This is a genomic window from Micromonospora sp. NPDC049559 (genome assembly GCF_040676675.1).
Taxonomy (GTDB): Bacteria; Actinomycetota; Actinomycetes; order Mycobacteriales; family Micromonosporaceae; genus JBFAPK01.
Window position 1 is genome coordinate 56,606 of the sequence record NZ_JBFAPK010000048.1, and the last position, 10,116, is coordinate 66,721.

A 10,116-nucleotide genomic window follows, 5' to 3' on the forward strand; every position below is an offset into this window, starting at 1 on the left:
AGATGCCGCTGCCGGGTACGAGGGTCTGGACGTGGAGGGTGCCGTCGGGCAGGGCGGCGGCGGAGAGTGCGGTGATGGCGCCGTTGTCGTCGATCCTGGTTGAGCTGGTCCAGGTGCCGGTGGTGGTGCGGGTGCGGTCCCAGATGCCGCTGCCGGGTACGAGGGTCTGGACGTGGAGGGTGCCGTCGGGCAGGGCGGCGGCGGAGAGTGCGGTGATGGCGCCGTTGTCGTCGATCTTGGTCGAGCCGGTCCAGGTGCCGGTGGTGGTGCGGGTGCGGTCCCAGATGCCGCTGCCGGGTACGAGGGTCTGGACGTGGAGGGTGCCATCGGGCAGGGCGGCGGCGGAGAGTGCGGTGATGGCGCCGTTGCTGTCGATCTTGGTCGAGCCGGTCCAGGTGCCGCCGGTGGTGCGGGTGCGGTCCCAGACGCCGCTGCCCGGCACCAGCGTCAGCACGTGCAGCGTGCCGTCCGGCAGCGCCGCGCCGGCGACCCGCGTGATCGAGGCGTTGCCGTCGACCGGAGCCGGGCCGCTCCAGGCGCCGTCCGCCGCCCGGGTGTCGAGCTGGACCGTACCGTGCAGCGTCCGGTCGACCGCGCCGTAGTACGGGCTCCAGACCCGGGCCTTGTAGAACTGGGCACCCGGGCGCCGGCGGGTGGCGTCGGGCCCGAAGAAGTCCACGGTGTCGGTACACCAGTCGTTGACCGTGGCGCAGGCACCCGGCTTCGCCTTCGTCGCGTCCGCCTTGGTCTCCACCCGCTGTCCCGACGGCTGGTTGCTCACGGCCTTGACGAAGGTCCGCGTCCCGACGGTGGTGAAGGCCCCGCTCGCCTTGTCGAAGAGGTACTCGCCCGTCTGGGTGCTCACCCAGAGCTTGCCCGCGTCGTGCAGGTACGGGGAGACGTCGTGGCCCCAGGCGGAGGGGAGGGTCCGGCGCCGGGCGGTGTCCTCCCGCAGGACCGGCTTCGCCGGGGTGCCGCCCACCCGCAGCGCGGTGAGGATCTGGCTCCCGTCCGTCGGGTCCTGCCCGATCACCCAGAGCCGCATGACGGCCGGGTCCCAGAGCGTCGCGTGCGCGGCCTTCAGGTCGTACTGGGCGTAGCTCGCCGCGTTCGGGCCCTGGGACGAGGCGTAGACCCGTACCCAGTTGCCGTCCGACGCGGCGACGGCGACGTTGCCGTCCGGGAGCAGCTCCGCCGAGTGCACGTTGCCCGGGAGCACCCTGGCCCAGACGCGGGTTCCGCCGGGGTAGTTGACGACCGCCGCGAGGCCGCTGCTCGACCCGGCGGCGACGACGAAGCGCTGCCCGCCGCCGGTCACCGAATCGCGCAGCTTGAAGTCGGTGAGCTGCCGGGACGCCGCCACCTCTGCCGCCGAGAAGCCGCGCGCCGTGCTCGCCTGCCACGTCCACTTCACCGCCGCGGCGGTGCTCCAGTCGGCCACCGCCGGGTCGAGCGCGACGAGCTGGCCCGTCCCCTGGTCGCCCCCGACCACCCAGTAGTCGCCCGCGGCGGCCCGAACCGGGGCCGGCCCGACCACGACGGTCGAGCCGACCATCACGGCCGAGCCGACCACCAGGGCGCAACCGAGCGCGGCCCGGGCGAGTTTCCTTCCGACCACCAGGCACCCCCGCGATCCGTCGATACGAGAGCCGTATCGTACGGGCCGCGGGCCGCCGTCACCGCGCGGCGAGCACGTCCACGACGAAGCGCAGCGGGCCGCCCGGCTGACCGCCGGCGGGGTGCTCGCCGTAGCCCAGCTCCGCCGGGATGTCCAGCTGCACCCGGCTGCCCACCTTCGCGCCGACCAGGCCCTGGTCCCAGCCCTGGATGACGTTGCCGCCGCCGAGCTGAAAGGAGAACGGCTCGGAGCGGTTCCAGGAGGCGTCGAACTCCTCGCCGGTCCGGTACGACACCCCGACGTAGTTGACCGTGATCTGCTGGCCGGACTGGACCGCCGGGCCCTTGCCCTCGATCAGCGGGGTGACCGTGAGCTTGGTCAGCTCCCCCTTGCCGGCGGTCGCCTTCGGCTTGCTGCCGAGCGCCGGGTCGGCCCCGTCGGGCAGCGGCGGGAAGGCCGGGTTCGTGGCGGCGTCGCCGGCGGGCGCGCTGGCCGACGCGTCCGCGGCGCTGCCGGTACCGGTGGCGCCGCCGTCGTCGGAGCCGTGCCCGAAGAGCAGGAACGCGCCGACGATCACCACGACCACCGCGAGGCCGGCGAGCGCGCCGAGCAGCGCCTGCCGCCGCTTGCGGGCCGCTGCGGCCTTCGCGGCGGCGGCCTTGGCCGCCGCCCGCCGCTCGGCCTTGGTCATCGACTGCCAGTCAACCGAACCGCTGCGCTTGCGGCTCTGGGTCCGATCGCTCATCTCTCTACCGACTCCCTGCTGACCGACGTCGTGTGCCTGGCCGGCCCGGCGTCGCGCCGTGGCGGGCACCGCACACCGTACCCGCGCCAGCCCGGCCCCGTCCGCCCCGAAACCGATCTTGACGGCGGCGGGCGGCCCCGGCGGTACCCGGGCGCGGCGGGCGGACCCGGCGGTGGGCCGGGGGCGGTACCCGGGGCGCGGCGAAGGGTCAGGCCCCGCTGGCGCGTTCGGCCGGGTTGGTGGCGTCCCGCGCGCCGAGGGCGTACCGGACGCGGCGGCGCAGTGGATCGGCCCCCGCCGGATCGGTACGCAGCACCACCCGGAGCCGCCCCGGCGCCTCCGTCGCGGCGTCGTCGAGCACGGTCAACAGGCTGGCGAACTGCGCGGGCGGTTCGTCGGCGAGCAGCTCGCCGGCCCGGTCGACCAGGAGCGCGAGCGGTCCGGCGGCGAGCAGGTCGCGGAGGCTGTCGGAGAGCGCGTCCCAGTTGTGGCCGAAGTGCGCCGGCAGCCGCAGCGCCCCGGCCAGCGCGGCGAGGAGCCCGGCGCGGGTGCGGCCGGCGGCGCCGTCGAGCGGTACCGGGGGAGCGGTGCCCGCGTCACCGCCCGGCGCGGCGTCACCGCCCGGCGCGGCGTCACCGCCCGGCGCGGCGTCACCGCCCGGCGCGGCGTCACCGCCCGGCGCGGCGGCGCGGGCCGGCGCGCCCGGCGGGGTCCGGCCCGCCGCGTCGCCGCTCGGGACGGCGGTGGCGATCGTGAGCCACGCGGGCGGCGCGGGCTGGTGCGGTTCGTTCATGGTCACATCCTGCGCCGGGCCGGGTGGGTGGTGCCCGCCCGACCCGGCGGGAGGGGGTCGCGGGCGGGTCGGCCCGCGACCGTCGACGATTCAGGTCCTAGCCGCGGTGCGGGCTCAGAGCCGGTAGAAGTCGCTGTAGTGGTTCGGGGAGAACCAGGTCGCGCCGGTGCTCTTGTTCACGATGATCCGGTAGGCGTCCCGGGAGGCGCCGCACGAGCGGGGGTAGACGTCGTACTCGTAGTAGGTCGCGTTCGCCGGCAGCTCACCCTCGTAGTTGTAGTACTGGCCGCCGGCGAAGTTGCAGAGGCCGCCGCTCCACGACACCCAGCCGCGGGTGGTCGGGAAGCCCCGGCTCGCCCAGCCCGACCGGGCCGTACGGGCGTCCGCGCAGCGGGAGATGGTGCAGGAGCTGTAGACGGCGGCCTCGGCGGCGTCGGTGTGCGTGGGCGCGATCACCGCGGGGCCGGCCAGCACGGCGGCGACCATGGCCGTGAGCAGCGCGAGCGAGCCGGTCAGACGACGCGAACGGGCGCCGGCGTTCCTCAGGCGGGTGGCGAGGGTGGTCAAGGGGTCCTCCAATGCCGTGGAGCGGAAGAAGACATCGACCCGCGTCGTGTGCGGGCCACGCATCAGTTTCGGCATCGGGTGGTCCCGGGGGAAGGGGTGTCGATCAAACGGATCGGCAATCCGCGATGAATTCTGCCCGCGACGGCGACCCGGTGCCGCCGCGAACCTGGTGGCGGCGGGTCACCTGCGCTGCCGGCCTGGCATACTCGCCACCCATGACGCTGTCGCGCGGCTGGTCGATCTTCCTGCTCGTCGTGGGGATCTGGGCCTGGGTGATCTGGCCCCGGTTCGCCGTGGCGATCTGGGACGACCCGCGCGCCTGGTCCGCGGGCGTCTCCGGGCAGGGCTCACCGACCGGCTTCTTCTGGGTGCACGCGCTGATCATCATCGTGTCGCTGGCGCTCGCCACCGCCACCGGCGTGCTCGGCATCCGGGGTGTGCGTCGATCTAGGGCAAATCCGCGTGAGTTGATCTCCAATCACGCGGATTTGCCCTAGATCGCGGGGGACGTCGGGGTGCGGGGGACGTCAGGCGGCGGCGCGGACCGGTTCGGCCGGCAGCTCCAACACGTACGACTCGCCCTGGCGGCGGAAGCCGAGCCGGTCGTAGTACGGCGCCACCATGCCCGGCGGGGTGACGACCCGGCGGTAGCCCCGGTCGGTGAAGAGCCGGCTGCGCCGGTACACGAACTCGCCCGGGGTGAAGTCCCGGAACCGCTGGGTCACGTAGTCGAGCTCGACGTGCGCCACCCGCCCGCCGCCGTCGCGGACGAGCACGACGCCGACCACCTCGTCGGCGCGGAGCACCAGGTACGCCGAGCGGCCCGGTCCACCGACGTCGGGCCGGAAGCCGGGGTTGAACCGGGCGATGTCGGCCGCGTGCACGCGCAGGGTGTGCGCCAGGAACCCGTCCTCGGTGCCGACCTCGACCACCTCGTACGCCCGCTCGTCGTGCCGCGTCGCCAGCATCCGGGCGAGGTACCAGATGTTGATCACAGCGAGGACCACGTTGAGGCCGACCATCGGCCAGACCCGCAGGGCGGCGTTGAAGCCGATGAGCACCAGGCAGCCGACCAGGTTGAGCGCCCGCAGGCGCAGGATGCGGGTCTGCAGCAGCGACCAGACCAGCAGCGCTGATCCGGCCCAGCCGATCACGTCGAGCCAGTTCACCGACCGAGGGTAGCCCCTGCCCGCGCCTCCCGCCCGCTGATCAGCGGCGTGAGGTCGGCAGCACCTCGGTGATCGACTCCTCCAGTGGTACCCGCGGCTCGGGTACCTGCTGCCGGGCGGCGCCGGCCTGACCGGTCCGGTGCAGCTTGTGCCAGCGCAGCCGGGCCCCGGTCAGCGCGGTGGCCAGCGACTGCAGCAGCACCAGGTACATCAGCTGCCGGTAGGCGAACTGCTGCAGCGGCAGCGACCAGAGCACCCGCAGCTTCTCCCGGTCCAGCCGGAACGCGACGACCGCGGTGATCAGCTGTAGCCCGAGCATCGCCAGCCACGCCAGGATGGTCTCGGTACGGTCGAAGAAGAACAGCCCGTAGACGGCCAGCAGGTCGATCACCGGCGCGAGCACCGGCAGGGCCACCCCGAACAGGGCCAGGAACGGCAGGCCACGGCGGCCGAAGCGGCCGGAGGCGCCGTGCTCGAAGAGCGCGCCCCGGTGCTTCCACATCGCCTGCATGGTGCCGTAGCTCCACCGGTAGCGCTGCTTCCAGAGCTGCCCGAAGGTGGCCGGCGCCTCGGTCCAGGCCCGGGCCTTCTCCTCGTACACGACCTTCCAGCCGGCCCGGCAGAGCGCCATGGTGATGTCGGTGTCCTCGGCCAGCGTCTCGTCGCTCATGCCGCCCGCGTACGCCAGCGCCTGGCGCCGGAACGCGCCGATCGCCCCCGGCACCGTCGGCATGCAGCGCAGCGTCTCGTAGAGGCGGCGGTCGAGGTTGAAGCCGATGACGTACTCGATGTGCTGCCACTTGGCGACCAGGCTGCGCCGGTTGCCGACCTTGACGTTGCCGGCGACCGCGCCGACCTGTGGGTCGGCGAAGGGCTGGACCAGGTGACGGATCGAGTCGGGCTCGAAGATGGTGTCGCCGTCCACCATCACGATCAGGTCGTGCCGGGCGAGCGCGACGCCGGTGTTCAGCGCGCTCGGCTTGCCGCCGTTGGGCTTGCGGACCACCCGCACGTTGGGCAGGTTGAGCCCGGCCGCGATCTCCGCGGTGCCGTCGGTCGAGCCGTCGTCCACCACGATGACCTCGATCTCGGTGTGGTCGCCGGAGGCGAGCGAGCGCACCGCCGCCGCGATGCCCTCCTTCTCGTTGTAGGCCGGCACGATCACCGAGACCGGTTCGGTCACCGGTGGCCCCCAGGACCAGTCGCGGGAGCGGCGGCGCCGGGCGTGCCGGCCCGCGAGGACGAAGAGCAGCAGGGTACGTCCGAGGGCCAGCACCCCGACGACGACGAAGAGCACGCCGAGCCCGTCGATGACGCCGTCGGCGATGCGTACGACCCACATCAGCGCCGCCCCGCGCCAGCGGTCGGCGGTACGGGCCGGGGTGGCGGCGACCGTCTGCGGCGTGGCGGAGGTGGCCAGCGCCAGGTTCAGCCCCTCGGTGACCGTGGTGAACCGGAAGCCGCGGGCCTTCATCTCGGGGATGAACCGGTTGAGCGCGGCGACGGTCTCGGCGCGGTCGCCGCCGGCGTCGTGGAAGAGGGTGATGGTGCCGTCGTCGCCGGGCGGGGTGGCGTTCTTGATGATCTGCGCCACGCCGGGCCGGGCCCAGTCGTCGCTGTCGGTGTCGTTGACGACGGTCAGGTAGCCCAGCTCACCGGCCTCCTGCACGAGCGGCCAGTTCACGTTGTCGATCGCCCCGGCCACCGACGAGTACGGGAAGCGCAGCAGCGGGGTCTCCACCCCGGTCGCCTGGGCGATGGCCAGCTGGGTCTGCGAGTACTCCAGCCGGCGCCGCCAGGCCGGGAGCTTCGACATGTCCGGGTGGGTGAAGGTGTGGACGCCGAGTTCGTTGCCGTCCCGGGCGATCTGCCGGACCAGGTCGGGGTGGCGTACCACCTCGGTGCCGACCACGAAGAACGTGGCGTGCACGTCGTGCTCCCGCAGCACCTGGAGGATCTTGGTGGTCCACCAGGGGTCGGGGCCGTCGTCGAAGGTGAGCGCGATCGTCTTGGGCGGCAGCCGGTAGGAGCGCGCCTGCCCGTGCGCGGTGTTGATGATCGGTCCGCCCTCGACGATCGCGGCCGGCACCGCGCTCTGGTCGCCGTCGCTGCGCACGCCGTCCGGTACGAACTGCGCGTTGACGTACGCCTCGACCAGCAGGACGCTGACCGCGACGAGCGCCAGCATGGCGAGGATGAGCCGGCTCGGGCGGGGTGCGATGCGTCGGGCCGGGGTGGCGCGGCGTACCGGCGTCGACGGGGTCGGCACCGGTCAGTTCCCCGGCCAGATCGGCGGCCACCACGGGGGGCCGGTCCGGTGTGTGGGGGACGGCGTGACGGTCCGTCCGCCCGGTTGGCTCGGCTTCCCCGACGGCGTGGCGCTCGCGCTGTGGCTGGCCGGCCGAGGCGACCTGACCCGCGACACCGCGCCCGCGCCCGGCCTGTCGGCGGCCGAGCCGCTCGGCGTGGCGCCGGCCCCGTCGGCGGGCGCGCTCGCCGACGGGTCGGGCGACGGTACGGCGGTCGGCGCGGAGCCGTCGGAGAAGGGCAGGACGGTGCGGGGCGCCACCGGGCCACCGGCGAGGCTCACGCCGACCAGGACCGAGTAGCCGAGCCCCACGATGCCCACCCCGTAGGCGAGGCGCCGGACGCGGCGGCGCCGCCGACCGCTGCCGTCGACGAAGACCGGCGGCGGCTCCGGCATGGCCGGCAGGATGGTGGTTCGGGCGTCGTCCACGATCGGCGATCCTAGACCTCGTCCCTCGGACCCTGATCGACGAATCAGCCTCGCCCGAGTGGCCGATCCGGTAGGCCCGGACGGCGTGCCCGGACCCGCCGGGCACCGTCCCGCCCGTCGATGCCCTACGCGTCCCGCTCGGCCGTGGCCTCCGCCGCCCCGGCCGCCGCCGCCGCGTCGCGCGCGGCCCGGAGCGAGGCGTGCGTCGGCGCCTCGGGTACGTGTGCGGGGCGCAGTGCGTCGAACTCCTTGCGCAGCACCGGTACGACCTCCTCGCCGAGGATGTCGAGCTGCTCCAGCACGGTCTTCAGCGGCAGGCCGGCGTGGTCCAGCAGGAAGAGCTGGCGCTGGTAGTCGCCGACGTACTCGCGGAAGCTCAGGGTCCGGTCGATGACCTGCTGCGGGCTGCCCACGGTCAGCGGCGTCTCGGCGGTGAACTCCTCCAGCGACGGGCCGTGGCCGTAGACCGGCGCGTTGTCGAAGTACGGCCGGAACTCGCGCACCGCGTCCTGGGAGTTCTTCCGCATGAAGACCTGCCCGCCGAGGCCGACGATGGCCTGGTCGGCCGAGCCGTGGCCGTAGTGCGCGAACCGTTCGCGGTACAGCCCCACCATCCGCTGGGTGTGCTCCTTGGGCCAGAAGATGTGGTTGGCGAAGAAGCCGTCGCCGTAGTAGGCCGCCTGCTCGGCGATCTCCGGGCTGCGGATCGAGCCGTGCCAGACGAACGGCGGTACGCCGTCGAGCGGGCGCGGGGTCGAGGTGAACGACTGCAGTGGGGTGCGGTACCGGCCCTTCCAGTCGACCACGTCCTCGCGCCACAGCTTGTGCAGCAGGGCGTAGTTCTCGATGGCGAGCGGGATGCCGGCGCGGATGTCCTTGCCGAACCAGGGGTAGACCGGGCCGGTGTTGCCGCGTCCCATCATCAGGTCGACCCGGCCGTCGGCCAGGTGTTGCAGCATCGCGTAGTCCTCCGCGATCTTCACCGGGTCGTTGGTGGTGATCAGCGTGGTGGCGGTGGAGAGCAGCAGCCGGCTGGTCCGCGCCGCGATGTGACCGAGCATGGTCGTCGGGGACGACGGTACGAACGGCGGGTTGTGGTGCTCGCCGGTGGCGAAGACGTCGAGGCCGACCTCCTCCGCCTTCAGCGCGATGGCGACCATCGCCTTGATCCGCTCGTGCTCGGACGGTTCCCGCCCGTTCGTCGGATCCGGCGTGACGTCGCCGACGGTAAAGACACCGAACTGCATGACCAGCTCCTCACCCTGGGGACCGGTCTCCCGGCCACGGACACCCCGGGAAACATCGTTGACTCGTCAACTATTCCGCCGCCGATTGTGCCAGGCGGCGCCGCCGACCCGCCCCTCGGGCCGCCGGCCGGCCCTCGCCCTGGCCGGCGCGGTAGGGCATGGCCTCATAACATGGCCTCGTGGATCTTCGTGGCGTCGTCACCCCGGACCGGCCGTTGCTCGTACTCGCGATCGAGGAGGAGGCGGCCCACCTCGACGTGGACCTGCCGGTCCTGCTCACCGGCATGGGTAAGGTCAACGCGGCGGCGGCGCTGGCGACCGTGCTCGGCCGGGGCCCCGCGCCGTCGGCGGTGGTCAACCTCGGTACCGCCGGCGCGCTGCAGCCCGGCTGGACGGGGACCCTTGAGGTCGGCCGGGTCCTCCAACACGACCTGGACACCGATTTCCTGCGTGCGCTGACCGGCCTGACGGTCGGCGCGCCGCGGACCCTCACCGGCACCGGACCGGTGCTGGCCACCGGTGACAGCTTCATCGCCGAGGAGACGGCCCGGGCCCGGCTCGCGGCGCACGCGCACCTGGTCGACATGGAGGGGTACGCGATCGTGCAGGTCGCCCAGGACGCGGGCGTGGCGGTCCGGGTGATCAAACACGTCAGCGACGACGCGGGGGACGGGGCGGCCCGTACCTGGCAGGAGTCGGTGGACGGCTGCGCCCGCGCGCTCGCCGAGTGGGTGGGCCGGAACCTCGGCTGAGCCGTCACTCAGCACGCCGCCACCGCCACCGCTGCCGCGGCCCGGCCGGGTACGGGCGAGCGCCCCGGAGCGGGTGCTCCGGGGCGCTCGTGGTGTCGCGGGTGGTTCCGTTACCGGCTGCTCGCCGTTACTTCAGCACGACCGACGAGAGGTCGATCTCGCCGACGTTGGTGGTCTCGACCTTGCTCAGCTTGTCCGAGAAGCCCCACTGCTCGTTGTAGAAGTAGACCGGGATCGACGGAACGTCCTGGTCCACGATCGCCAGTGCCTGCTGCAGCTTGGCGTGCGCGGCGTCGATGTCCGGCGCGGCCTGGGCCTCCTTGGCGAGCGCGTCCACCTGCGGGTTGCTGTACAGGCCGTCGTTGGAGGAACCGCCGGTGACGTAGAGCGGGGTGACCCAGTTCTCCACGTCCGGGTAGTCCTGCTGCCAGGCCGCCCGGTACGGGCCCCGCATCTGGTGCGCGTTGATCATCTGGCGGAAGGTCGCG

At 73.4% G+C, this 10,116-nt stretch carries 10 protein-coding genes and 1 pseudogene; 2 read left to right on the plus strand and 9 right to left on the minus strand.

Going from position 1 to position 10,116, the window contains the following annotated elements:
- The 4 genes from AB0J86_RS34450 to AB0J86_RS34465 all read right to left on the minus strand — a co-directional run.
- On the minus strand, nucleotides 1–1,618 hold a 1,618-nt coding region (locus AB0J86_RS34450), incomplete at its 3' end, for a DUF6528 family protein (RefSeq protein ID WP_363861888.1).
- Between the two features lie 58 nt (nucleotides 1,619–1,676).
- Nucleotides 1,677–2,363: an FKBP-type peptidyl-prolyl cis-trans isomerase gene (locus AB0J86_RS34455; protein ID WP_363861889.1), complete on the minus strand. Its 687-nt coding sequence runs from the start codon at nucleotides 2,361–2,363 to the stop codon at nucleotides 1,677–1,679.
- A 208-nt stretch (nucleotides 2,364–2,571) separates the two neighbouring features.
- Nucleotides 2,572–3,156 carry a barstar family protein gene (locus tag AB0J86_RS34460; RefSeq protein WP_363861890.1) on the minus strand — a complete coding sequence of 195 codons (585 nt, stop codon included), beginning with the start codon at nucleotides 3,154–3,156 and terminating at the stop codon, nucleotides 2,572–2,574.
- Nucleotides 3,157–3,270: 114 nt separating this feature from the next.
- On the minus strand, nucleotides 3,271–3,642 hold the full coding sequence (locus AB0J86_RS34465) for a ribonuclease domain-containing protein (protein ID WP_363861896.1): 372 nt from the start codon (nucleotides 3,640–3,642) through the stop codon (nucleotides 3,271–3,273).
- Nucleotides 3,643–3,938: 296 nt separating this feature from the next.
- On the opposite strand from AB0J86_RS34465, the gene AB0J86_RS34470 reads away from it, so the two are divergent.
- A complete protein-coding gene (locus AB0J86_RS34470; protein ID WP_363861891.1) occupies nucleotides 3,939–4,220 on the plus strand; it encodes a hypothetical protein in 282 nt (93 codons plus the stop codon).
- A gap of 30 nt (nucleotides 4,221–4,250) precedes the next feature.
- Here AB0J86_RS34470 and AB0J86_RS34475 read toward each other — a convergent pair whose 3' ends face one another.
- From AB0J86_RS34475 to AB0J86_RS34490, 4 genes are all read right to left on the minus strand, one after another.
- Nucleotides 4,251–4,892 carry a hypothetical protein gene (locus tag AB0J86_RS34475; protein ID WP_363861892.1) on the minus strand — a complete coding sequence of 214 codons (642 nt, stop codon included), beginning with the start codon at nucleotides 4,890–4,892 and terminating at the stop codon, nucleotides 4,251–4,253.
- Nucleotides 4,893–4,932: 40 nt separating this feature from the next.
- Nucleotides 4,933–7,080 (minus strand): glycosyltransferase, encoded by a 2,148-nt coding sequence (locus AB0J86_RS34480; protein WP_363861897.1) that lies wholly within the window; start codon nucleotides 7,078–7,080, stop codon nucleotides 4,933–4,935.
- 84 nt (nucleotides 7,081–7,164) lie between these two features.
- Nucleotides 7,165–7,629 carry a hypothetical protein gene (locus AB0J86_RS34485; RefSeq protein ID WP_363861893.1) on the minus strand — a complete coding sequence of 155 codons (465 nt, stop codon included), beginning with the start codon at nucleotides 7,627–7,629 and terminating at the stop codon, nucleotides 7,165–7,167.
- 125 nt (nucleotides 7,630–7,754) lie between these two features.
- Entirely contained in the window at nucleotides 7,755–8,876 is a 1,122-nt protein-coding gene (locus AB0J86_RS34490) for an LLM class flavin-dependent oxidoreductase (RefSeq protein ID WP_363861894.1), read from the minus strand.
- Nucleotides 8,877–9,055: 179 nt separating this feature from the next.
- On the opposite strand from AB0J86_RS34490, the gene AB0J86_RS34495 reads away from it, so the two are divergent.
- Entirely contained in the window at nucleotides 9,056–9,628 is a 573-nt protein-coding gene (locus AB0J86_RS34495; RefSeq protein ID WP_363861895.1) for a nucleosidase, read from the plus strand.
- A 127-nt stretch (nucleotides 9,629–9,755) separates the two neighbouring features.
- Here the strand turns inward: AB0J86_RS34495 and AB0J86_RS34500 are convergent.
- A pseudogene (locus tag AB0J86_RS34500) lies at nucleotides 9,756–10,116 on the minus strand (ABC transporter substrate-binding protein); the annotation flags it as partial.

Bases quoted from the DNA above. Each gene is read 5' to 3' on its own strand.
- AB0J86_RS34455 (WP_363861889.1), bottom strand. From the start codon at position 2,363: ATGAGCGATCGGACCCAGAGCCGCAAGCGCAGCGGTTCGGTTGACTGG.
- AB0J86_RS34460 (WP_363861890.1), bottom strand. From the start codon at position 3,156: ATGAACGAACCGCACCAGCCCGCGCCGCCCGCGTGGCTCACGATCGCC.
- AB0J86_RS34465 (WP_363861896.1), bottom strand. From the start codon at position 3,642: ATGGTCGCCGCCGTGCTGGCCGGCCCCGCGGTGATCGCGCCCACGCAC.
- AB0J86_RS34470 (WP_363861891.1), top strand. From the start codon at position 3,939: ATGACGCTGTCGCGCGGCTGGTCGATCTTCCTGCTCGTCGTGGGGATC.
- AB0J86_RS34480 (WP_363861897.1), bottom strand. From the start codon at position 7,080: ATGCTGGCGCTCGTCGCGGTCAGCGTCCTGCTGGTCGAGGCGTACGTC.
- AB0J86_RS34490 (WP_363861894.1), bottom strand. From the start codon at position 8,876: ATGCAGTTCGGTGTCTTTACCGTCGGCGACGTCACGCCGGATCCGACG.